A 23,356-nucleotide genomic window follows, 5' to 3' on the forward strand; every position below is an offset into this window, starting at 1 on the left:
GCGTTATCTGGCAACAGAAGGGGAGGCGGCAAGAATCAAATAAATTTCGACAGAATTGAGGTATATTTTGCGTATTATGCTGCCATTTTGGAAATATAACACGTTATCAGTATAGTTAGACGCGAAAGTATCCGTATATGTATTTAATAAATGACATTGTGCCATTTGTGCCGCTCGTCGGATTATCAAGTGTTATTTGTGCAACACGGCATTAATCTGTTTGTGGAATTGTAATTATTCCGGAAATCGTCATTGAAGGCAGATGAACGATGGGTATGTTCGCCGCTGAAAAGGGCGAGCGGTGTGAGCCTTTTTCGTTGTGGGGGTGAGGCGGGAAAACATTGCCGCCAGCCACAAATCCGAAGCCATTTATAACTATGACTGGAGAGGTCAGAAAATGAACATCAAGAGCCTCCTTCTCGGCTCAGCCGCGGCCCTGATCGCGGTCAGCGGCGCGCGCGCCGCCGACGCTGTCGTCGTCGCCGAACCGGAACCGGCCGAATACGTCAAGATCTGCGACGTCTACGGCGCCGGTTACTTCTACATTCCGGGCACCGAGACCTGCCTGCGCATCGGCGGCTATCTGCGCTATGACATGGGCGCTGGCGATTCCGGCGCGCTGGATGGCGCCAATAACGTTCCGGATACCGAGGACGGCGACAGCAACGATACCTGGTATAAGAACATGCGTTTCACGCTGAGGACTTATACCGGCCAGGAAACCGAGCTCGGCACGTTGAAGACCTTTACCGAGACTCGCTTTCAATTCGGCAACAGCAGCGGCAACTATGAGACTAGTGGCTCTGGCTGGCAGGCCGGCAACAAGGCCACCAGCCTCAATTTCGCCTGGATCCAGCTCGGTGGCCTGCGCGTCGGTAAGGATGAAACGGTATACGATCAGTTCATCGGTTATGCCGGCAACGTCATCCAGGACACGCTCATCCCGTATGGTGTCAAGGATACCAATCTCATCAGCTACTACTTCGACGCAGGCAGCGGCTTCACGGGCGTGGTCTCGCTCGAAGAAGGCACCGGCGTCAACACGATCGACAGCTATGTTCCGCATGTCGTCGGCGGTTTGAAGTACAAGGGCGACTGGGGTGCGATCACCGGCGTCGTGGCCTATGACAGCAATTATGAGGAAGTGTCCGGCAAGGTCCGTTTGGACGTCAACGTCAGCAAGGAACTGACGCTGTTCGTCATGGGCGGCTACGGCACCAACGACAACATCAACGACTTCGGCACAGGCCGTACCCAATACAAGCCATGGGGCGGAAACTGGGCGATCTGGGGCGGCGGCACCTACAAGTTCAACGACAAGACCTCGTTCAACGCCCAGGTCTCCTATGACGACTGGAAGAACCTCGGCGTCGCGGCCAACGTGGCCTATACCATTGTGCCCGGCTTTACGATCACGACTGAAGTCGATTACCTCAATGCAGGAAAATTCGACGACTTGGACTTCAACAACTGGACGAAGGCCGACAAGAAGAGCAGCGTCGGCGGCATCGTTCGCTTCCAGCGCAATTTCTAACGGATCGACTGACCCCACCAGCCCGCCCGCAGCACATCGCTGCGGGCGGTTTTTTATGCATTGGCATGAGAGTTACCCGGGGGCCAAGCCCATACCTTGATTTCGCCACCCGATCGGTGAAAAGCTCCTGAAATGGAATGGCGCGACGAGGGAATCATTCTCGGCACCCGCAAGCATGGCGAAACCAGCGCCATTCTCGAGGTGTTGACGCGAGCGCATGGCCGTCATCTCGGCCTTGTTCGTGGCGGCCGTTCGCGCAAGCAGCAGCCTGTGCTCCAGCCCGGCAACCGTGTCGACCTGTTGTGGCGAGCGCGCCTTGACGAGCACCTCGGCACGTTCCAGGCCGAGGCGATCGAGATGAACGCGGCCCGGTTGATGGACAGCGCCTTTGCCGTCTACGGATTGCAGACCATGGCCGCGCATCTGCGCCTGCTGCCCGAGCGCGACGCGCATGAAGGTCTCTACGAAACGCTTGCCGTGATGATCGTCCATCTCGACGACGCCGACGTTGCCGGCGAACTGGTGGCGCGCTTCGAGCTTCTGGTGCTGGACGAACTCGGCTTCGGCCTCGATCTCAGCCAATGCGCCGCCACCGGCACGCGACAGGACCTGGCCTATGTCTCACCGAAGTCGGGACGTGCGGTATCGCGCGAAGCCGGTTTGCCGTGGCGCGACAAGATGCTGGCTCTGCCGGCCTTCCTGCAGCGCGGCTCCGGCCTGCGCGCCGATGCGGCTGATGTCGACGACGCCTTCCGGCTCACCGGCTTCTTCTTCAACCGCCACGTCTATGAGCCGCGCGGCATCGAGCCGCCGGACGCTCGTACCGGCTTCCTCGCCGCCTTGCGCAAACATCACGCGCGCGGCAAGGCCATAGCTGGCGAAGACGCAGCCAGAGAAATCATCACATGAGCGAGGTCGAACTTTATCCTGGCCGGGTCTCACCGCTCGGCCTCGGCACCATTCCGCACGCCGACATCCTGAAATACACCGGTTTGGAATTGCTGCAGCGCATCGTCGACGGCAAGTATCCGGCGCCGCCGATTTCCTTCCAGCTGAATTTCACTCTCACCGAAGTCTCGGAAGGGCGCGCTGTCTTTCGTGGCATGCCGAGCGAGCGCCATCTCAATCCGCTGGGCAGCGTGCATGGCGGCTGGGCGGCGACGCTGCTCGATTCGGCGCTGGCCTGTGCCGTGCAGACGCTGCTCGAAAAGGGCGAGGCCTATACCACGGCGGAGTTCAAGGTGAATTTGACGCGTCCCATCACGCCGAAGACCGGCGAGGTGGTGTGCGAGGGCAGGGTTGTTCACAAGGGCCGCACGTTGGCGGTGTCGGAAGCGACGCTGAAGGATGCCGGCGGCAAGCTGCTGGCTTTCGGCACCGAAACATGCTCGATCTTTCCGGCCGCCAATCTGGCGGCGCGTTGACTGGCGGCGCATTGAGTTTTCCGAGCTTGGATTTTCTGGCCGTTTGGCCGCCGCATTTGAATGTCAGTAAGACGAATGTCAGTGAAAACTGGCCTGGTTTGGGGGAACCGCCATGTTTGAAAGCCTGATCGGCCTTGTCGCCATCATCGCCTTGTTCGTCATCATTTCGCGCCAGCAGAGCCGCATCGGCCTTGTCGAGCGTGAACTAGGCGCGCTGCGCAGCCTGGTCCTTTCCGGTGCCGTGCCGCCTGCGGCCAAGTCCTCCGAACAGGTGGACGACAACGCGCCCGCCGACATGGCTCCGGACGCAGCGGCTGCGACCGATATCGTTCCGCCGGAGGTAAGCGCAGCGGTCACCGTCCCGGCGCCAGCCACGGACACGGAAGACTCGACCGGCGAGATCGTCTCCGGCCCGTGGACCGCTCCAGAACCGGCACCGAAGGCAGTGGAACCTGCGGAGCTTCCCGGAGCGGCGAAAGCCGCCCGCCAATCCGATGTCGAAACCGCGCTCGGCACCCGCTGGGCGGTCTGGGTCGGTGGCATCGCGCTGGCGCTGGGCGGCCTGTTCCTGATCCGCTACACCATCGAGGCAGGTATTTTCGGTCCCGGCGTGCGGCTGACCATGGCCGGCGTGCTCGGCCTGGTGCTGGTGGCCGGCGGCGAGTTCATCCGCCGCACCGGCTTCAAGGTGCCGGTGCAAGGGGCCGCTGGCGCTTATATTCCAGCGATCCTGACTGCTGCCGGTGCCTTCATCCTGTTCGGCACCGTCTATGCCGCGCATGGCATTTACGGCTTCATCGGCCCGGCACTCGCCTTCACGCTGCTCGGCGTCATCGGCGTGGCAACGATCGCGGCCGCCCTGGTCCATGGTCAGGCGCTGGCCGGCATCGGCCTGGTAGGCGCCATGGTGACGCCGGTGCTGGTCGCCTCGCAGGCACCCAATCCCTGGGCGCTTTTCGGCTATCTCGCGATCGTGCTTGCCGTCACCGGCGTCATCGCCCGCATGCGCGATTGGAAATTACTGATGGCGGCCGCCTTTTTCGGCGCCGGTGTCTGGACCATCCTCTATATGACCGATGCGCCAGGGGCGAACCTCTCTGCCATCCTGTTCATCGACGCCGTCACGCTGGCCGTGCTCGCCCTTGTCTGGCTCGCTCGCCGTGACGACGAACCTGGACCAGCCAGGGCTTTCGACTGGCCGTCCATCGTGCCTGGCCTGTTCGTCGCATTCTCGGCGCTGGGCCTGTCGGTCGACCCGGCCTTCGCTGCCGCCGGCTACGCCTTGCCGGGCGCGGTGGTGATCGCCGCGATGGTGGGGGTCGCGCTTTATCGTCCGCTGGCGCTGCCGCTCCTCTATGCCGCGGGACTGGTCACGGTGCTGATCTATCTCGGCATCATCCCGCCAACCTCGATCGCTTCCGATTTTTCCAGCGGCGCCTTGGGCGTCGACGGACTGCCGGTGGCCACGTCCAACGCGCTGACCTTGCGCATCGGCATCGTACTCGGCCTGGTCTTCATCGGCGCCGGCTTCTGGGCCGCGCGCCGGTTCGCCGCCGGCACGCAGATCCGCGCGGCCTCATGGGCAGCGTGGGGCGTCATTGTCCCGCTGGTCATCCTGCTGGCACTCTGGTTCACCTTCGGCAATCTCGACCGTGACCTTGTCTACGCTGCCGCAGCGGCACTGCTGGTCGTCATTTTCGCCGCCGGCGGCGAGTGGATCGCGCGGGCCGAGGAGCCGCCGCTCAAGGGCGGTGTCGCGGTGTCGTTTGCCCTGGGCGGCGCGGCCATCGCCGGGCTCCTGCTCATGCATATGGCTTTCGATTCCGGCTGGACCACCATCCTGCTCGGTGCGGCGGCCATCGTGCCGGCGCTGACTACGCGCTGGCGCGCCTATCCGGTGCTCGGCTGGATTTCGGTCGGCGCGGTGATCGCGGTGCTTGGCCGCGTCGCTTTCGACCCGACCATCGTCGGTGCCGGGTTCCTGTCGACGACGCCGGTGTTCAACTGGCTGCTGCCAGGCTACGGCGTGCCGGCACTGGCCTTCGGCTTTGCCGCCTGGCAGCTTGCGCGCACCACGAATGGCCGGCCGCGCCTTGCCATGGAGGCGGCTGCGGCGCTGTTTGCGCTGCTCACGCTCGCTATGCTGGTGCGCCACGCCATGCACGGCGGCGTCATCGACACGGGTGCCATGACGCTCGCCGAACAGTCGATCTACACCCTGATCGCCATCGGCGCCGGCGCCATCCTGGTCGCCATCGACATGCGCTCGCCAAGCTCGGTGCTGCGCTATGGTTCGATGGCCGCCGGTGTGGCCTCGGTCGCCTTCATCGTTGTCAGGCACTTCGTCGTGCTGAATCCGCTGTTGTCAGACGAATCGACAGGCCGGATCCCGGTGTTCAACCTGTTGTTCCTCGCCTATCTCCTGCCTGCGGTCGCCGCCGGGGGACTGGCGCTCTACGCCAGGGACAAGCGGCCGAAATGGTATGCGCAGATGCTGGCCGTGGTGGCTGCCGTGCTTGCCTTCGCCTATGCCACGCTGTCGGTGAGGCGCCTGTTCAAGGGCGAGTTCATCGGCTTGTGGAGCGGCCTCGGCCAGTTGGAAACCTATACCTACTCGGCGCTTTGGCTGGTGATTGGCGTTGCGCTCCTCACAGCCGGTGTCTGGTTGAAATCGCAGGTGCTGCGCGTCGCCTCGGCCGCGCTGATCGCGATCGCCGTGCTGAAGGTCTTCATCTTCGACATGTCGGAGCTGGAAGGTGTGCTGAGGGCGTTGTCGTTCATCGGCCTTGGCGCCGTGCTGATCGGCATCGGCCTGTTTTATCAGCGGCTTTTGACGCGGGCGGCGCGGGAAAACGGATAAAGGCAAGCAAGAACAATAAGATTTCACCCCGACCGGGAATAAATCGGCACTAGCCAGCGTTATTGCATTGCTTGGGTGACCGGGGCGGGAGACCGCTTCGCGCTGGCCGCTTGCGCCGTGCCCGGAAGGCGCGTTCAATTGGGATCAATAAGGGCGACCTCGAAACCAGCGGTCATGGACGAAAAGAAGGCAGCAATCCTTGGCGAAATACCGCGCCTGCGCCGCTACGCACGCTCGCTTTTGCGCGACCGCGACGCTGCCGACGACCTTGTCCAGGATTGCCTCGAGCGGGCGCTTGTGCGGCTCGACAACTGGCAGACGGGAGAAAGCCCCCGGAGGTGGCTGTTTACGATCATGCATCATTTGTTCATCGACCAGATGCGCAAGGTGAACCGCCGCGGCGAGGCGGCGATGCTGCCGCTGGAGGCGGGCGAGGCCGTTGCCCAGCCGGCCGAGCAGGTGGAGAGCATTGCCTCGCGCGAGATCGTCGACGCATTGCAGGCGATCAGCCCCGACCGTCGCGCAGCCCTTGTCATGGTTGCCATCGAAGGTTTTTCCTATGCCGAAGCCGCCAACATTCTGGGCGTGCCTGCGGGCACGCTGATGTCGCGCATTGCGCGCGGGCGTGAGGAATTGCGCGGGTTGCTGGACGACACGGCGCGCCGCCGCGCGATAAGGATCGTCGAGAAATGATCCGCCGCGACTTTTCCGAACGTGACATCCATATGGCGCTCGATGGCGAGCTGCCCGGCGATGAGCGCGCGGCCTACGATGCCTGGCTCGACGCCAATCCCGAGATGAAGGCCAGGAGCGCCCGTTTCACCGCCGACCGGGCGGCGCTGCGTGCCGCCTTCGCCGACGTGCTGGACGAAGCCGTGCCTGGGCACTTGCGCAAGGTCGTGCTTGGCGAGGTGCCGGTCAAGGCAGCTGTGTCACGCTCACGCTGGTGGCTTGCCGCTGCTGCCGCCGTGCTTCTGGCCGTAGGCGGACTTGGTGGCTATTTTGCCGGCATCGATGGCATCGGCCAGGAGGACCCGGCCGAAGATCGGCTGGCCGAGCAGGCAATCGCGGCTCATGTCATCTATGCCGCCGAAAAGCGGCATGCCGTCGAGGTGCCGGCCAGCGACAAGGACCATCTGCAGACATGGCTGTCCAACCGGATAGGGCTGAATCTGGTGGCGCCGGACCTGACCGCCGACGGATTCCAGCTGGTCGGCGGCCGGCTGTTGCCGGCAGGCGAGAGCAAGGCCGCCATGCTGCTTTACGAGGACGGCAATGGGCAGCGTATATCGCTGTTTGTCACCACGGAATCGACGGAGAATGCCAAGGGCACCTACGCCGCCGCGCAAGATGGACCCGAGGCCGTCTACTGGCTGGACAAGGGCTATGGCTGCGCCGTGGTCGGCTCCTTGCCGCGCGAGCGGCTGGCCGAGGTTGCCAGGAGCGCCTACACGCAACTTGTGAACGGGCTGGCAAGCTGAACGGCATTGCTTTTGCCGGTGCCGTCGATCCGCGAATGCCGATCCGGCCGAAGGGCCCTTTCACACCCGTCGAGTCGGCGTCGGATTTGTCACAATTCGGCCCTAATCGAGGTGCGATAGCGCTTGATGAATGCCGTCGCATCGCCCCGAAAATCGGAAGCGGTTTTTGGAAACACGAGGCGAAGATTCAAGGTGGTGGAGCGGACTTTGTGCGCCCAGGTGGACGCCGGTTTTCCCAACGCCCTGGTCGGCGTCAAGGACGTGTTCGAGTAGGGCCATTTCCACCACCAATCGAGGTTTTCTGAAGCCGCATGCCTGCCGAGATCCGCACGGCCCGCGCGTCTGACGTCGATGATCTCGCCGCCATTGAGAAAGCTGTTTTCTCAAGCGACCGTATTTCCCGCCGCTCCTTTCGCCTGTTCATCGAGCGTGAAACCGCCGAGACGCTGGTCGCTGAAGTCGATGGCCGCCTGGCCGGCTACGCGATCGTGCTGTTTCGCAAGGGCAGCGGCGTGGCGCGCCTCTACTCGATTGCGACCAGTCCGTTTTTCGGCGGGCTGGGTGTCGGCCGCATGCTGCTCGGATCCGCCGAAGATGCCGCCTTCGAGCACGACCGCATGATGCTGCGTCTCGAAGTTCGCGAGGACAACAGCCGCGCGATCCGTATCTACGAACAGGCCGGGTATCGCAAGATCGGCCGCGAGCCCGGCTACTATGAGGATGGCGAAACGGCACTTCGCTACGAAAAGACCTTGCGTGGCGACATTCCGATCGCCACCAAGGTGCCGTTCTACCCGCAGACCTGCGAATTCACCTGCGGCCCGTGCTGCCTGATGATGGCGATGGCCAATTTCGATCGCGGCTTCGTGCCGGATCCGGTCATGGAAATCCGCCTGTGGCGTGAAGCGACGACCGTCTTCATGATGTCGGGTCCCGGTGGTTGCGAGCCATTCGGCCTCGCTGTCTCGGGCTACGAAAGCGGGCTCGCGGTGGAGATCTACGTTTCCTTCTATGGCGCGTTGTTCCTGCAATCGGTACGCAGTGAGGACAAGCGCAGAGTGATGGAACTGGCCCAGGTCGACTTTCGCCGACGCGCGGAACTTTACGGCATCCCGGTGAATTACCGTGCATTCACAATCGACGATATCCGCGCTGCGATCGCTGAGGGAAAGCTGGTGCTGGTGCTGATCAGCGGCTTCCTGATGTTTGGCAAGAAGGTGCCGCACTGGGTGCTGGCGATCGGCGATGACGGCGACCATATCCTGATCCACGACCCTTGGGTCGAAGACGAAAGGCAGGAGACCATCCTTGATGCAGCCAACATTCCCGTGCCTTACGGCATCTTCATGAACATGGCGCAGTTCGGTCGCGATGGATTGCGTGCCGCCATCACTCTGGGAAAGCGTGACAGATAATGACCTGGGTCATCCTTACCGGCAGGCAGAGCGATCTCGACCAGGTGGCGACACCGCACAAGATCATCACCAATCGCGACTATCTCGCGCACCCGTCACTGTTTCGCGGCCAGTGGCCGAAGGTCATCAACCTGTCGAACAATTACGGCTACCAGAGCCGCGGCTACTATGCGTCGCTGCTGGCAAGCTCGCGCGGCCACAAGGTGATCCCGACGGTCGAAACGATGATCGACCTGTCGGAGCGCAAGCTCTATGAACACGCGCTGCCGGAACTGGAGCTGGCGCTCAACAAATGCCGCAAGGATCTCGCCGGCGTTTTTCCGCAAAAGGTCTGCATCTTCTTCGGCATCGGCCCGTCGAAAATCTGGGACCGCTTCGCCAAACTTCTGTTCGACTGGTTCCGCGCGCCGGCGCTCGAAGTCCACATCAAGGACAGCGCCGAATGGGCCTCGATCCGCAAGATCGGTTTCCATCCGCTGGCGCGGATGACCGAGGATGAGGAAAAAAGCTTCATCCAGTGCCTGGAGACCTACACCAACCGCGAATGGCGCGACACCAAGGGCCGCACGCCGGCGCGCTACACCTTCGCCACGCTGGTCGACCCGCATGAGGAATTGCCGCCATCGGAGATATCGTCGCTGCGCTATTGGGCCAAGATCGCCGAGAAGATGGGTGTCGAAATCGAGCCGATCACCAAGCGGGACCTCGCCAAGCTCGCCAATTACGACGCGCTGTTCATTCGCGAGACCACCTCGATCTCCAACCACACCTATCGTTTCGCCCGCCGCGCCCAGCAGGAAGGCATGCCGGTTATCGACGATCCACTGTCGATGATCCGCTGCACCAACAAGGTCTATCTCAACGAGCTGATGGCCTACAACAAGGTGCCGGTGCCGCCGACGGTGATGATCGCCGGCACCTCGGATCTCGAACTGGCAGCGCAGACGCTGGGCTTTCCGCTGGTGCTGAAAATCCCGGATTCGTCGTTCTCGCGCGGCGTCAAGAAATGCGCCAATTTCGAGGAACTGAAGACGCTTGCTACCGAATGGCTGGAGGATTCCGACCTTCTGATCGCGCAAAAATTCATTCCGACCGAGTATGACTGGCGCGTTGGTGTGCTCGGCGGCCAGCCGCTGTTTGCCGTGCATTATCTGATGGCCAAGAAGCACTGGCAGATCGTCAACCACAAGGCCAACGGCAAGCCCGACCAGGGCGGCATCAAGACCTTCACGCTGAAGGAGACGCCGGCGCATGTCGTCGAGACGGCTGTAAAGGCGGCGCGCTGCATCGGCGACGGGCTCTACGGCGTCGACCTCAAGGAGACCAAGGACGGCGTCTTCGTCATCGAGGTCAACGACAATCCCAACCTCGACCATGGCTGGGAGGATTCCGGCGAGAAGGACGAGGTCTGGGTGCGGCTGACGCAGTGGTTCCTGGAGCGGCTGGACCGGCCGGGGCGGTAATTTGATCGGGGGTAGAACATGCAGTTTATCGTGATCGAGGATTTCACCGGCTGCGATCGCAAGGAGATCTATCGCCGCTTTCGCGACCGCGGCCGCCTGAAACCGGACGAGCTTCTCGTGCACCACAGCTGGATCGCGGCGGACATGAGCCGCTGCTTCCTGCTGGTGGAGACCGATGACGTCACGCTGCTGCAGCGTTGGGTCATCGAATGGGCGGATCTGGTGGAGTTCGAGATCATCCCTGTGGCGACAAACAAGGACATGGCTGAGGCCTTGAGCGGGCACCTCTGATCATCGCCGCACGCTACGTCAACGCAGTGCCGGCGAGTCCACTGCGCGTCGGCATTCGTCGATCAGCCACTGGCGAAACGCCGCCACGACGTCGCGCCTGGCGCTGCGCTCGGGGATCGTCAGGCAATAGGGCTGGCGCAGCTCCAGTGCCTGGGCGAGGGGCCTGACAAGCCGGCCGTCTTCCAGCGCCTCGGCACAGTAGATTCCTTGCGCCAGCGCCACGCCCAATCCCGAAATCGCAAGGTCGAGCGCTGCACGCGATGAGTTGGCCGAGAGGCCGCGCTGCGCTGCCCGGCCGGGCTCGATGCCGGCCGCCTCGAACCAGTTGTGCCAGGACGGAAAGGACGCACCAGTCGGTCCCCAGCCCGTGTGGATAAGCGGCAGACTGGCCAGGCCTTCGGGTTTGATCGTGTCCGCCAGCCCGGGCGCACACACGGGATAGACTGCGTCCTGGACGATGTCCTCGGTCGGGTGCTCGCGATAATGCGGCCCATAGGAGAGCCTGATGTCGATCAGTTCACGGTCGAACGGCACCGGGTCGTCGTCGCCTCTGAGCGATATGTCGACGGCGCCATGGCTTGAGGCAAAACCAGCGAGACGCTGCGAAAGCCAACCCATGGCCATGGATGGCGGCACCGACACCACAAGGCGCGGGCGGAACGCATCGCCGCCCAGCTGGCGCGCGACGCTGCCGATCTCCTGGAAGGCCATGGTCAGCCTGGGCAGCATCTCGACGCCGGCCTCGGTGAGGACGACGCGCCGGTTGACGCGGTGGAACAGCTTGCGGCCCATCTGCTCCTCGACCGTGCGGATGAGCTGGCTGACGGCAGCGGCCGACACCGAAAGCTCTTCCGCTGCCGCGGCAAAGCTGCCTGTACGGGCCGCAGCCTCGAAAGTTTGAAGTCCTTTGAGAGAGGGAGGTACGGCCATACTCACCGAATAGATAAGTTCTGCTTATCTAGATTGCAGAAATCGTCGTTTTTGGAAAGGTTGTTCATTGGCTACAATGGGTTCATCAAACTCCAGTCTGGATCGAAGCACGTGGATCATCGTGACGTAATTTCATCGTTGACGCAGGAGGAGCGCAACCGGCTGACCGCCAAGTCTGATGTTGCGGGCCTCGTTCAGCTTGCTGCTCATTGGGGCGCGATCGTGGTCGTCGGATCGCTGATCGCCGCCAAGGTGCCGTTCTGGCCACTGCTGATGCTTCCGCAAGGTATCCTCATCGTCTTCCTGTTCACGCTGCTGCACGAGACGGTTCATCGCACGGCTTTTGAGGCACAGCGGCTGAACGATGTCGTGGCGCGGGTGTGCAGTCTGGCGATCGCACTGCCGGCGGACTGGTTCCGCTACTTCCACTTTGCCCACCATCGATACACGCAAGACCCGGAGAACGACCCTGAACTGGCCTTCCCGAAACCGGAGACATGGCGGCAATACCTCGTCCACATATCCGGCATCCCGTTATGGTGGGGCCACCTCAAGACGCTCTATGCTAACGCGGCGGGCGGTTGTCGCGAAAGCTACGTTCCGCCAAAGGGCTATGACAAGGTACGCAGCGAGGCACGCGCCATGATTGCCTTTTATGCCGTGGTCCTTCTGCTGGCCCTTTATTTCCGGCTCTCGGTGCTTGTCTATGTCTGGATCTTGCCCGCTCTGTTGGGGCAGCCGTTTCTGCGCCTCTATCTCTTAGCCGAGCACGGCCGTTGTCCGTTCGTCGCCAACATGCTGGAGAACACCAGGACCACGCTGACCAATTGGCTGGTCCGCAGGCTGGCGTGGAACATGCCGTTCCATGCCGAGCATCATGCCTATCCAGGCGTGCCGTTTCATCAACTGCCGCGGTTTCATGCGCTGATCGAGCGGCATCTCAAGGTGGTCGAGCCCGGCTATGTCAGCTTCCACGGCAAATACATCGACACGCTGCGTTGACGATGGCCGGCCTCAGCCGGTCTGGCTGTGCAGTGCTCGGGATTTCAGCAGACGCTGGATCTCGGCCGCCGTTGACGGCACGCCGATCAGATAGCCCTGCGCCTCTGTGCAGCCATTGCCGCGCAGGATGTCGAGTTGCACCTCGGTCTCGACCCCCTCGGCGGTGACAGTGATGCCAAGCTCGGCGCCCAGCCCGATGACGGTGCGAACGATCGCCGCGGCGTCACGATTGCCCAGGTCGTGGATGAACGAACGATCGATCTTGATCTTGTCGACGGGAAAACGCCTGAGATAGCCGAGCGAGGAATAGCCGATGCCGAAATCGTCCAGCGCGATGCGGATGCCGAGTTCGCGCAACTGCCGCAGCGTCCTCAGCACCGCCTCGCTTTCGTCCATTAGCACGGTTTCGGTGATTTCCAGCTCCAACCGATCGGCTGGCACGCCGGAGAAAGCCAGCGCCGAGATGACGCTGCGGGCGAAGCTGCCGCTTTTAAGTTGCACGGCCGAGACATTGACCGCGACGCGCAGGCCGGCGGGCCAGTCGGCCGCCGCCGTGCAGGCTTTCCTCAGCGCCCATTCGCCAAGCGGCACGATCAATCCAGTGTCTTCGGCGACCGGAATGAAGCTGTCCGGCGCCACCGTGCCGCGTGTCGGCGAATGCCAGCGCATCAAGGCTTCGGCGCCGACGATCTCCCCGGATGCGATGTTCATGATGGGCTGGAAGTCGAGGTCGAATTCCTGGCGCGGCAGCGCGGTCTCGAGGTCGATCTCCAGCGCACGCCGTGCCTGTACCATAGCGTCCATTCCGGGTTCGAAGAACCGATACTGATTGCGCCCTTCACTCTTCGCCCGGTAAAGCGCCGTATCGGCGTTTCTCAGCAGCGCGTCGGCATCTCCACCGTCGTCGGGGAAAACCGCGATGCCCAGGCTGATGCCGACATGCATCTCGCGGCTCTTGTCGCGGAACGGTTTTCCGATTGTCTCGACGATGCGCTTCGCGAGTTTTTCTGCATTGGCAATGCCCTTGAAGTTGAACTGGATGATGACGAATTCGTCGCCGCCGAAACGGGCGACGACGTCGGTTTCGTTGTGCAGGCAGCGCTGCAGCCTCTCGGCCACGCTCTTCAACAGCCAGTCCCCGGCCGGATGTCCCCAGGTGTCGTTGACCGCCTTGAAGCGATCGAGATCGAGCGAAAAGATTGCCAGCGGCGTGACCGCCGTGGCTTCCAGCGCAAGGTCGAGCCGTTCGCGAAACATCGAGCGGTTGGGCAATCCCGTCAGCGTATCGTGATGCGCAAGATGGGTCATGCGCTCTTCGGTGCGGCGACGTTCTGTGACGTCGTCGAAGGTCACTACCCAGCCGCCGCCGTTCATCGGCCGGCGTGTGACCAGAACCGTCCTGCCGTCGGCAAGATGCCGGTAGGCCGAATGCATTTTTGCCGCCGTCAGGCAGGCTTCGGTCTTGGCGACTTCGCTGTCGACGTCGATCTCCGTATAGATGCCGAGTTCCAGCAATCTTTCGAGCGCCTCGCGGTGCGTCGTTCCAAGCGGGAAGTCTGCCGCGGTGACATTGTAGAGTTCAAGAAAACGCCGGTTGCGCACGATCATCTTGCCGTCGGCGCCGTACATCAGCAGGCCTTGCGACATGTTGGCAAGCGCTGCGTCGAAGCGGCGGTGCTGCTCCTTGAGATCCTCTTGCGCGCGGCGCTGCTCGGTGATGTCCTCGTAGATCGAGACCCAGCCGCCCAGAGCCAGAGGGCGGTGCGAGATGCTGACGATGCGGCCGTCCGACAGTGTTTCTTCATAGGTCGAGGGCTTTGCCTGATCGATATAGGGCTTGCGGATGGCGTAGAGTTCGTCGGCGGTTTGCGAGGCGATGCCGATATCGACGCTGTGGCGCAGAATGTCGAGGAACCGGATGCCGGGCCTTATGACGCTGGCTTCGAGGCAAAAGATGTTCAGGTAGTTGCCGTTGCAGATGATCATCCGCTCGTCGGCGTCGAACATGCACAGGCCGTGCGACATGTTCTCGACCGCAGCCGAAAAGCGTTGGTTCTGCTCGCGCAGTTCGTCTTCCATGTGGCGGGAGCGGTCCATGCCTTCGGCCTCCCGTTTCGGGATGGTCGAACCATCCTTGGCATCAGCGACGGGCATGAGCGCGCCTGCGGACCGTGATCGAACGCGCTATTGTGGCCGCCGCCGGTTAATTTAGCGTTTTAATGCATGTCGCCCAAAAGTGACCTCGGTTTTGGGGAAAACGACATGCATAAAACAAGACCTAAAGCGCGGCGCATGAATCCGTTTCAGCGCGACGCGCTTTAGCCGATTGCGGTTGCCGAAACCTGGTGCCGCGACGTCTCGATCGCGGAAAACCGCTTCAGGAACGCATTTTGCGCCCAGGTCACCGAGCGTGGCGTGAAATCGAAGCGGTCGGCATTGAAGCCGCGCGGACGGCCGAAGAACTCGGTCGCCTCGGCGGTCGAAAAGCCGGCGAGCAGCGTTGCCTCGAAATAGGCGGCGATCTGGTCGGCGCGCTTGATCTCCTTGCGCAGCGCAGCACTTGGCTCCTGCGGCAGCGAGAAGCGCAGATGGATGGCGCGCTGCAGCCGCAACTCACAATCCTTGTAGCTGCCGCCCATCACCGATTTGAACGGTGAGATCATGTCGCCGATGACATATTCGGGGGCGTCGTGCAGAAGAGCCGCCAGCCGGGCGTCGGCCGAAGCCTCGGGTACCAGGTCGCGGAACAGCGCTTCGACCAGCAGCGAGTGCTGGGCAACCGAAAAAGCATGCTCGCCGCTGGTCTGGCCGTTCCAGCGGGCAACGCGGGCGAGCCCATGCGCAATGTCTGAAATCTCGATGTCGAGCGGAGAGGGATCGAGCAGGTCGAGCCGGCGGCCCGACAACATGCGCTGCCAGGCGCGTGCCGGCGCGCCGACGCGGTCGGCCGCCATCAGGCCTCCTCCGCGCTGACGGCTTCCTGCGGGAAGGCGAATTTTGCCCAGCCGGGAATGGCTAGTGTAACCGGAACGTCCGCCGCCATGATCGGCAGGTCGGCGTCGAGCGCCGCCTTGATCCGATCGATGCGCGCAATCGCCAGACCGATCGTGCCGGCGGTCGAGCCAAGCATGCCAACCGGCCTGCCTTCGACGGTCAGTTCGATGCCGGGCGCGGGCAGGGACCCGTCAGCCGACACAATCAGCACGCGCCGCCTGGCGGTGCCGCGATGCTGCATGCGCGAGACGACCTCCTGGCCGACATAGCAGCCCTTCTTGAAGCCGACGCCACCGGTTTCGTCCAGCAGCACGTCGTGGGGGAAGGCGTCTCCGAGTTGGTAGTCGCTGCCGCTTTCGGCAATGCCGCCGGCAATGCGGAAGGCTTGCCACGCGGCGACATCGCTGCGCTTATCTGTTTCGCCATAGGAACGCGTGACGGCACCCTTCGGAAAGCGTGTGTCGGCGGCCGCCGTTGAATCGGATTGCGAGGGTGTTGATTCATGTCCCCATGCGACGATGACAAATGCCTGATCGGATTTGGCAATCTCGACCTTGGCGCGCAGTTTGTAGAGCGTCAGCCGGCGTATGAAATCGTCCGATATGTCGGCGCGGCATTCGAGCCAAAATGCATTCTCGCCGGTGCGGGAGATCAGGAAATCGAACAGGATCTTGCCTTGCGGCGTCAGCAGCGCACCGGGCTTGGCTTCGCCGGGAGCCAGGATGTCGAGATCGGTGGTCAGGATGTTCTGCAAAAAATGCTCGGCATCCGGACCTGATACGGAAACGAGGGCGCGGTCTTTGAGCTGGGCAAAGGGCATGGGTGGAAAAGCAACCTGATCTTGCAAAACGGTCGGCCTTTACGTAAGCCGCTGGCACTCCCCCCGCAAGAGAGCATGGCCATGATCTACGACCTCATCCTGACAGGCGGCACCGTGGTCAACCACGACGGCGAAGGGGCTCGCGACATCGGCGTGAAGGGCGGGCGCATCGCCGCCATCGGCGATCTCCGCCAGGCCTCGGCGGGCGAGACGATCGACTGCCGCGGCCTGCATATCCTGCCGGGCGTCATCGACAGTCAGGTGCACTTTCGTGAGCCGGGATTGGAGCACAAGGAAGATTTGGAAACGGGTTCGCGCGCAGCCGTGCTTGGCGGCGTCACCGCCGTGTTCGAGATGCCCAACACCAATCCGCTGACCACCAGCGAGGCAGCGCTTGCCGACAAGGTTCGGCGCGGCACGGATCGCATGCATTGCGATTTTGCCTTCTGGGTCGGCGGCACCCGCGAAAACGCCGGGGATGTCGGCGAGCTTGAGCGGTTGCCGGGCGCGGCCGGGATCAAGGTATTCATGGGTTCGTCCACCGGCGACCTGCTGGTCGAGGACGACGAAGGTGTCGCCTCGATCCTGAGAAACACGCGCCGCCGTGCCGCCTTTCATTCGGAAGACGAATTCCGGCTGCGCGAGCGTCTTGGCGAGCGCATCGAGGGCGATCCGGCATCGCACCCTGTCTGGCGCGATGAAATCGCCGCCTTGCGCTGCACCGAACGGCTTGTGCGCATCGCTAGGCAAGCGCGTGCCCGCATCCATGTCCTGCACATCTCGACGGCCGAGGAGATCTTGTTCCTCGAACAGCACAAGGATGTCGCGACCTGCGAGGCAACGCCGCATCATTTGACGCTGAGCGCCGACGACTATGGACGGCTTGGCACGCTGATCCAGATGAACCCGCCGGTGCGCCCCGCCCGCCATCGCGACGGCGTCTGGCACGGCATTGCGCAAGGCATTGTCGACGTGCTCGGCTCCGACCATGCGCCGCACACGCTGGCCGAGAAGGCCAAGCCGTATCCGGCCTCTCCGTCGGGAATGACCGGCGTGCAGACGCTGGTGCCGATCATGCTCGACCACGTCAATGCCGGCCGGCTAACCTTGCAGCGCTTCGTCGACCTGTCCAGTCATGGCCCGCAGCGGATCTTCGGCATGGCCAGGAAAGGCCGCATCGCCGCCGGCTATGACGCCGACTTCACCATCGTCGACATGATGCGGCGCGAGATGATCACCAATGCGCAGGCCGGCTCGAAAGCCGGCTGGACGCCTTATGATGGCAGGGAAGTGACGGGTTGGCCGGTCGGCACCGTCATTCGAGGCCGACGTGTCATGTGGGAGGGGGAAATCGTCACGCCAGGCCAGGGCAAAGCGGTGGAGTTTTCCGAGGCATTGCCCGTCTAGGCTCCCGGATCTCTGCAAGGGCAGAGGCAGAAAGCTCAATCCCCGGCGACGAAGAACGACCACTGTCCGGCAGGCGTGATGCCGACACGGTAGAAAATATAAGCGCCGAACTGCTTCATGTCGTTGAAATCGCCAGCGGTGACGATCTTGAACAGCTCGACCCGCTGCTTGGCGTCCAGCTTGTCCAGCGGCAGGGCGAAGAAATACGGCCACACATAGAGTTCTTGTGGCGTGCCGGCATCGAGGTGGACGTAGCCGGCATTAAGCACCTCCTCCAGGATGGCCAGAATCTCCTGACCGTCTGGGTCGCCGGAGAGGCCCTTGAGGAAGGCGATGGCGTCACCGTCTATGTCGGTCAGCGATATCTGTGTCATGCTCTCGCCCGTGCCGATCAACGGCCGCAGCTTTTCGATATCGCCGCCCTTGCAGGCTTCGACGATCAGATCGTGCATGCGCCGCACCGGTTCCGGCAGCTTGCCGAGATCGTAGACGACCTCGGGCACCGGCGTTTCCGGATCGACGCGCGGTCTGGTCACGCCGCCATCCGCCGGACTGTTCGGCTCGGCTTCGGCAGGAGCAGTCGGCTGGCTGGCCGGCGGCGGTGTTCCAACCGGGTTGGGCATCGGCACGGCGCTTCCGGGGGGCGACATGTCGTCGTCGGCCGGCGGCGTGACTGTCGGGGGGAGCTCTTCGCGCTTGATTTCGCTCAGTGCATACACGGGGCTGCTCGCGAGACACACAAGCAGGGGAATCGCGGCACAGCAAGCGGCGAAGGAGATGCGAAGGACCAAGCCACACGGCTTGCCTGACATCGAAAAACTCACTGCCCGTTTCTCCCTGCTTCCGGGCATGACGCCCGAGCGGCATGTTGCCGTCAAAGAACCGGACGTCGGTTCAGTGCCGCAGCCGTTCAGGTTCGAAGGCGCCAGCAATCACCTTTTCACGCATACGGTCGAGCAGGGCAAGGGCCGAGGTCTCGCCATTGGCACGCAACATCTCGCCGAAGGCTGTTTCGAGCGCTGCTTCGGCAATGATCTCGGGCTCTATCCCGGCGGAGAGACCTTCCGCCCAGGCCTCGCTGTGGCTTTCCACGGCGGTCAGGCGTTTTTCTTCCCTGACCAGCGCGTCGATGTCGTTGACACCATGTTCCATAAGCGAATGTCCACCCTTTCAAGCTGCGATCCGTCGATGTAGATCAGGCCTGATCTGTTCATTTCACACGCAGGGACAATTAAGTATTTGTAAATACGACATTTTTTTGATCGTCTTTTACAAAGCCCAATTGCCTTGTGCGAAGCTGCGTTCAGTCCGAGTCAAACTTAGCCGATTGGGGCGGCCTGCGGGGCGAAAACCTTCAGTTTGAGTTAATTCCGCTTTCGCGCTGTAAGGTTTCGTTAATACTGTTGCAGAAGTGCAACATGAGGATTGCACCAAGAAATCGCCTGGCACAAGCCGATATATCGGCTTGTGCCCGGCAATGATCCGGATAGTTGTTGATGAGCGAGTGCCTAGTTGCCGTAACGAGAGGCGATATCGCGAGACAGCGTCTCGCCTTCCTTCATGTAGCGGCTGATGGCTTCGGTCGCCGAGGACGTACACCTCGTATAGGTGCCGCCGAAGGAGCGGTAGCCGCGATTGAAGCTGGCAATGAAGCGGGCGCGCCGCTCGGCGTCCGGATTTTCCGAATCGAGCAGTTTTGTCATTTCGACACGCCACTGGTCGCCTTTCTCGCCGCACAGATTGCGCAGGAAATGCAGCGAGCCCAGAACCTCCGCCAGCCGCATCAACCCAGGCTCGAACGGCGATTCGGCGCTGAGCGCGGGCCGTATCGAAACGGTCGCGACGACCGCAAGACACGCGGCGAGGAGCATGGACGGACGGTTCATAAGCCTTCTCTACCCAACGGCGTGGCTCTGCCAAACAGGATAAGTCTTTGTGGCGAAACAATTTGTCGCCTGCAAGGCTGTTTTCAGGGCTTCGGCCCGTCGTCTCCGCGGGGGTCCAACAACTCCTCGGCCACGGCGAACACCGAGCCGGCGAGCGGCAATGCCGCCATCTCGCTGAGTGTATAGAAGGCCGCCGTCTCTGCGTCGTCGCTGGCTACCGCCTCGCCGCCGGCATAGGCCGCGCCGAAGACCGTGAGGAGGTAATCGACCGGGTGGCTGTCATCCCTGCCGTCAATGTGGATTTCCCGTAGCGGGCGATAATTTGTGGCGCGCAAACCGGTTTCTTCCAGAAGTTCGCGCTCTGCCGCTGCCTCCAGCGTCTCGCCGGGTTCGACCTTGCCGCCCGGAAAGGCATAGAGCCCTTGCGAGGGTTGCCGGGCTCGCTTGACCAGAAGCAGGGTGTCTGCACGCACGACGGCGACCGAGACTGCCGGAAGTGTCTTGCGCGCTTCGTTCATGGGTTCCCGATCAGGCGTGTAGGCAGGTCTGTTGTGGACCGCCCAGCATGGGCAAGCTTTAGCGGTTGCGCAATGCCGGTTGCACCGGCACTTTCAGGAACCGAACCTTTCAAAGGGCGCCAATCGACCATGTGCGGACGTTTTGCCTTGACCGCGACGCCGGACCAGACTGCCGCCTTGCTGGGCTTGGCGGAACTGGAGGATTTCCCGGCGCGCTACAACATCGCACCAACCCAGCCGATCCTGATGGCGGTCGCCGGCCCCCCGCGGGCGCCGGGCTCCAATTTGCCCGACCGGCAGCCAATGCTGGTGCGCTGGGGGCTGATCCCGACCTGGGTCAAGGATACCAGGGAGTTTCCGCTGCTGTTCAACGCGCGCTCCGAAGGGGCTACCGAAAAGGCGTCGTTCAAGGCCGCCATGCGCCATCGCCGCGCCTTGGTGCCGGCTTCCGGCTTTTATGAATGGCGGCAAACCGGCGGCAAGAAAGGCCAGCCTTACTGGATCCGGCCCAGGCATGGCGGGTTGGTCGCCTTTGCCGGCCTGGTCGAGACCTATGCCGAGCCGGGCGGTTCGGAAATGGATACCGGCGCCATTCTGACCATCAACGCCAATGCCGATATCGCGCATATCCACGACCGCATGCCTGTGGTGATCGACCCCAGGGATTTCGCCCGTTGGCTGGATTGCCGCACGCTCGAACCGCGTGATGTCGCCGATCTGTTGCGGCCGGCTCAACTCGATTTCTTCGAGGCCATTCCCGTCTCCGACCTGGTCAACAAGGTCGCCAACACCGGACCGGAGATTCAGGAGCGGGGCGAGATCGGGCCGGAGCCCGAAAAGGTCAAGCGCCAGAAGCCCGGCGCGGACGACAATCAGATGACGTTGTTCTAGCTGAACCTGTTCTTCAGCGACGTATGTCTGCGCCATTTGCCAGGCGCCCTTGGCGCCGGGCCGCACACCACTTCAGGCGGCGCGGGGCGACACGATCTTCTGTACCGGCTTTTTCTTCTTCGCGGTGTGAAGGAGGGCGGCGACGATCGCGGCCGGGCCGATCGCGCGGTAGTGGTTGGCCAGTGCCGGCTGCTTGGCTCGGTTGGCTTCCTGCTTGGTTCGGGGCATGTCTCTCTTCCCAGGTAACATTTTCGTGTCTGCGTTTGATGGCCGATTCTGACCAAATCGTGACGCCTGCTGATCTAGCCGGCGAATGTTTCATGACTGTGCCGACATGTTTAATAAAATGTTTCAGTGCATCATTACCTGTGATCCAGCGACGTTTTTGCCGAAACTTGCGACTTGACGGCAACACATGCCAAGGCGATAAAGCCGCCCATGAAAACGTCTTTCGCCATTTGTGGCATTTGCATTATTGGCTAGCCTCGCGCTGGTCCGGACGTTTTCGCCTCATCTTTCCCCAGATTGGACAAACGCCCCGGCCAGCAGGCTGGAGCCTGATTTGCGTTTCGCGCAGGGCTGGCTTCGTCAAATTGAGTTCTGAACCGGGAAGGCACGAATGTCCGACGCATCGCAGGGCCTGCGCCTCTACAACACGCTGACGCGGACGAAAGAGGATTTCGTCCCGATCGATCCAGACAATGTGCGCATGTATGTCTGCGGCCCGACCGTCTACGACTTTGCCCATATCGGCAATGCCAGGCCGGTGATCGTCTTTGACGTGCTTTTCCGCTTGCTGCGTCACGTCTATGGGCAGGCGCACGTCACCTATGTGCGCAACATCACCGACGTCGACGACAAGATCAACGCGCGCGCTCTGCGCGACTTCGGCGGCGAGATCGCTTCCGGAACACTTTCGCTCAACGAGGCGATCAGGCGGGTCACCGAAAAGACCGCCGGCCAGTTCCATAGGGACGTGGCGGTTCTCGGCTGCCTGGAGCCGACGGTCGAGCCGCGCGCCACCGAATTCGTCGAGCCCCGCGCCGACGGCAAGGTCGACATGATCACCTTGATTCAAAGCCTGATCGAACGCGGCCATGCCTATGTTGCCGCGGGCGAAGTCCTGTTCGATACGGCGTCGATGCCGGACTACGGCCAGCTGTCGAAGCGCAATCTCGACGAGCAGCAGGCCGGTGCTCGCATCGCCGTCGACGCGCACAAGAAAAATCCCGGCGATTTTGTCCTGTGGAAGTTGTCGTCGCCGGAGGAGCCTGGCTGGAACTCGCCATGGGGCAGGGGTCGGCCGGGCTGGCACATCGAATGCTCGGCAATGTCGGCCGCCTATCTCGGCGAGGTGTTCGACATCCATGGCGGCGGCCTCGACCTGATCTTCCCGCACCATGAGAACGAGATCGCCCAGTCGCGCTGCGCCCATGGCACGGACGTGATGGCCAACATCTGGATGCACAACGGCTTCCTGCAGGTCGAAGGTCAGAAAATGTCGAAAAGCGTCGGCAATTTCTATTCGATCAACGAACTGCTCGAGACCGAGACGTTCGGCGGCCGCAAATGGCCGGGCGAGGTGCTGCGGCTGGCAATGCTGATGACGCACTATCGCGAACCGATCGACTTTTCCGTGCGCAAGCTGGAAGAGGCCGAGAACACGCTGCGCAAATGGAAGCGGGCGGCCGACCTTGCGCCGGCCGCCGCAGGACTGCTGCCCGTGCAGGTCATCGATGCCTTGTCGGACGATCTCGCAACCTATGCCGCCTTCCAGGTCTTGACGCAGTTGGCTGGCGAGGCAGCGGACGGCAACGATGCGGCGGCTGCGCTGAAGGCGTCGCTGCTGTTCCTCGGCTTCGATGTCGCGTCGGCGACGGTTGATGAAGACCACGTCGCCAAGGCAATCGCCAAGCGTCTCGCATTCATCGCCGCCAAGAACTGGGCCGAGGCCGACCGCATCCGCGACGAACTGCTGGCTCAAGGTGTACAGTTGAAGGACGGCAAGGATCCGGTCACTGGCGAGCGCATCACCACCTGGGAGGTAAAAAGATGATCGACCATCTCGGCATCACCGTTGCCGATTTCGACGCTTCGAAGGCTTTCTATGACAAGGCGATGGCCCCGCTTGGTGCGGCGCTGCTTTACATGGTGCCGCTGGAATATACCGGGGGTGCCAAGGTCGGCGGCTATGGCCGTGACCGGCCGGTGTTCTGGCTGAGTACCGGCAAGGACAAGCCCAGGGATCACCAGCACGTCGCCTTCACGGCGCGCAGCCGCGCCGAGGTCGATGCCTTCCATGCCGCAGCCCTTGCCGCCGGTGGCAAGGACAATGGCGGGCCAGGCCTGCGGCCGCATTATCACCCGAGCTACTATGGCGCCTTCGTCTTCGATCCCGACGGCAACAATGTCGAGGCCGTCTGCCATGTCCCGGAGTGAG

At 62.4% G+C, this 23,356-nt stretch carries 23 protein-coding genes; 14 read left to right on the forward strand and 9 right to left on the reverse strand.

Annotation, left to right across the window (positions count from 1 at the left end):
* The first annotated feature begins 397 nt into the window (after positions 1-397).
* The 9 genes from NP503_RS06795 (at position 398) to NP503_RS06835 (ending at position 10,468) form a co-directional block, all read left to right on the forward strand.
* On the forward strand, positions 398-1,534 hold the full coding sequence (locus NP503_RS06795; protein ID WP_127271628.1) for a porin: 1,137 nt from the start codon (positions 398-400) through the stop codon (positions 1,532-1,534).
* Positions 1,535-1,666: 132 nt separating this feature from the next.
* Positions 1,667-2,443: a DNA repair protein RecO gene (recO, locus tag NP503_RS06800; protein ID WP_127269263.1), complete on the forward strand. Its 777-nt coding sequence runs from the start codon at positions 1,667-1,669 to the stop codon at positions 2,441-2,443.
* Entirely contained in the window at positions 2,440-2,958 is a 519-nt protein-coding gene (locus NP503_RS06805) for a PaaI family thioesterase (protein WP_027162667.1), read from the forward strand. Before recO ends, NP503_RS06805 begins: the two co-directional genes overlap by 4 nt.
* A gap of 112 nt (positions 2,959-3,070) precedes the next feature.
* The gene (locus tag NP503_RS06810; protein WP_127269262.1) at positions 3,071-5,818 is read left to right on the forward strand and encodes a DUF2339 domain-containing protein; all 2,748 of its coding nucleotides are present in this window, start codon (positions 3,071-3,073) and stop codon (positions 5,816-5,818) included.
* 174 nt (positions 5,819-5,992) lie between these two features.
* Entirely contained in the window at positions 5,993-6,511 is a 519-nt protein-coding gene (locus NP503_RS06815) for an RNA polymerase sigma factor (RefSeq protein WP_127372020.1), read from the forward strand.
* The gene (locus tag NP503_RS06820; protein ID WP_127271681.1) at positions 6,508-7,299 is read left to right on the forward strand and encodes an anti-sigma factor; all 792 of its coding nucleotides are present in this window, start codon (positions 6,508-6,510) and stop codon (positions 7,297-7,299) included. Before NP503_RS06815 ends, NP503_RS06820 begins: the two co-directional genes overlap by 4 nt.
* Before the next feature lie 311 nt (positions 7,300-7,610).
* The gene (locus NP503_RS06825; protein ID WP_127271679.1) at positions 7,611-8,714 is read left to right on the forward strand and encodes a peptidase C39 family protein; all 1,104 of its coding nucleotides are present in this window, start codon (positions 7,611-7,613) and stop codon (positions 8,712-8,714) included.
* Positions 8,714-10,177: a RimK family protein gene (locus NP503_RS06830; protein WP_127268534.1), complete on the forward strand. Its 1,464-nt coding sequence runs from the start codon at positions 8,714-8,716 to the stop codon at positions 10,175-10,177. Before NP503_RS06825 ends, NP503_RS06830 begins: the two co-directional genes overlap by 1 nt.
* 30 nt (positions 10,178-10,207) lie before the next feature.
* Positions 10,208-10,468 (forward strand): DUF3303 domain-containing protein, encoded by a 261-nt coding sequence (locus tag NP503_RS06835; protein WP_236383112.1) that lies wholly within the window; start codon positions 10,208-10,210, stop codon positions 10,466-10,468.
* A gap of 18 nt (positions 10,469-10,486) precedes the next feature.
* On the opposite strand, the gene NP503_RS06840 is transcribed toward NP503_RS06835, so the two are convergent.
* On the reverse strand, positions 10,487-11,398 hold the full coding sequence (locus tag NP503_RS06840) for a LysR substrate-binding domain-containing protein (RefSeq protein ID WP_127268532.1): 912 nt from the start codon (positions 11,396-11,398) through the stop codon (positions 10,487-10,489).
* 111 nt (positions 11,399-11,509) lie between these two features.
* Here NP503_RS06840 and NP503_RS06845 point away from each other — a divergent pair, with 111 nt between their 5' ends.
* Positions 11,510-12,400: a fatty acid desaturase family protein gene (locus NP503_RS06845; protein ID WP_127268531.1), complete on the forward strand. Its 891-nt coding sequence runs from the start codon at positions 11,510-11,512 to the stop codon at positions 12,398-12,400.
* A gap of 12 nt (positions 12,401-12,412) precedes the next feature.
* Here the strand turns inward: NP503_RS06845 and NP503_RS06850 are convergent, their stop codons facing one another.
* The 3 genes from NP503_RS06850 to NP503_RS06860 form a co-directional block, all read right to left on the reverse strand.
* Positions 12,413-14,554 carry a bifunctional diguanylate cyclase/phosphodiesterase gene (locus NP503_RS06850; RefSeq protein WP_127268530.1) on the reverse strand — a complete coding sequence of 714 codons (2,142 nt, stop codon included), beginning with the start codon at positions 14,552-14,554 and terminating at the stop codon, positions 12,413-12,415.
* Between the two features lie 164 nt (positions 14,555-14,718).
* A complete protein-coding gene (locus tag NP503_RS06855; protein ID WP_127271677.1) occupies positions 14,719-15,354 on the reverse strand; it encodes an HD family hydrolase in 636 nt (211 codons plus the stop codon).
* The gene (locus NP503_RS06860) at positions 15,354-16,214 is read right to left on the reverse strand and encodes a folate-binding protein YgfZ (RefSeq protein ID WP_127271671.1); all 861 of its coding nucleotides are present in this window, start codon (positions 16,212-16,214) and stop codon (positions 15,354-15,356) included. The genes NP503_RS06855 and NP503_RS06860 overlap by 1 nt, the downstream gene beginning before the upstream one ends.
* A gap of 75 nt (positions 16,215-16,289) precedes the next feature.
* Between NP503_RS06860 and NP503_RS06865 the strand changes: the two genes are divergently transcribed.
* A complete protein-coding gene (locus tag NP503_RS06865; protein ID WP_164748947.1) occupies positions 16,290-17,621 on the forward strand; it encodes a dihydroorotase in 1,332 nt (443 codons plus the stop codon).
* A 35-nt stretch (positions 17,622-17,656) separates the two neighbouring features.
* On the opposite strand, the gene NP503_RS06870 is transcribed toward NP503_RS06865, so the two are convergent.
* The 4 genes from NP503_RS06870 to NP503_RS06885 form a co-directional block, all read right to left on the reverse strand.
* Positions 17,657-18,445, reverse strand: coding sequence for a hypothetical protein (locus NP503_RS06870; RefSeq protein ID WP_164748946.1), 789 nt, complete (start codon positions 18,443-18,445; stop codon positions 17,657-17,659).
* Positions 18,446-18,515: 70 nt separating this feature from the next.
* Entirely contained in the window at positions 18,516-18,773 is a 258-nt protein-coding gene (locus NP503_RS06875; protein ID WP_008874920.1) for a hypothetical protein, read from the reverse strand.
* Between the two features lie 356 nt (positions 18,774-19,129).
* Entirely contained in the window at positions 19,130-19,507 is a 378-nt protein-coding gene (locus NP503_RS06880; protein ID WP_127270900.1) for a TIGR02301 family protein, read from the reverse strand.
* Between the two features lie 83 nt (positions 19,508-19,590).
* Positions 19,591-20,025 (reverse strand): NUDIX hydrolase, encoded by a 435-nt coding sequence (locus NP503_RS06885; RefSeq protein WP_127271672.1) that lies wholly within the window; start codon positions 20,023-20,025, stop codon positions 19,591-19,593.
* Positions 20,026-20,154: 129 nt separating this feature from the next.
* Here NP503_RS06885 and NP503_RS06890 point away from each other — a divergent pair, with 129 nt between their 5' ends.
* Positions 20,155-20,916 (forward strand): SOS response-associated peptidase, encoded by a 762-nt coding sequence (locus NP503_RS06890; RefSeq protein ID WP_127268540.1) that lies wholly within the window; start codon positions 20,155-20,157, stop codon positions 20,914-20,916.
* 72 nt (positions 20,917-20,988) lie between these two features.
* Here NP503_RS06890 and NP503_RS06895 read toward each other — a convergent pair whose 3' ends face one another.
* The gene (locus NP503_RS06895) at positions 20,989-21,144 is read right to left on the reverse strand and encodes a hypothetical protein (RefSeq protein ID WP_081738801.1); all 156 of its coding nucleotides are present in this window, start codon (positions 21,142-21,144) and stop codon (positions 20,989-20,991) included.
* 391 nt (positions 21,145-21,535) lie between these two features.
* On the opposite strand from NP503_RS06895, the gene cysS reads away from it, so the two are divergent.
* Both cysS and NP503_RS06905 read left to right on the forward strand, forming a co-directional pair.
* Positions 21,536-22,972 (forward strand): cysteine--tRNA ligase, encoded by a 1,437-nt coding sequence (cysS, locus tag NP503_RS06900; protein WP_127268541.1) that lies wholly within the window; start codon positions 21,536-21,538, stop codon positions 22,970-22,972.
* Positions 22,969-23,355, forward strand: a complete 387-nt coding sequence (locus NP503_RS06905; RefSeq protein WP_127268542.1) for a VOC family protein — start codon at positions 22,969-22,971, stop codon at positions 23,353-23,355. The genes cysS and NP503_RS06905 overlap by 4 nt, the downstream gene beginning before the upstream one ends.
* Position 23,356: the final 1 nt, after the last annotated feature.

Origin of the sequence: Mesorhizobium sp. SEMIA396 (genome assembly GCF_024518615.1) — a bacterium.
Lineage (GTDB): Bacteria > Pseudomonadota > Alphaproteobacteria > Rhizobiales > Rhizobiaceae > Mesorhizobium.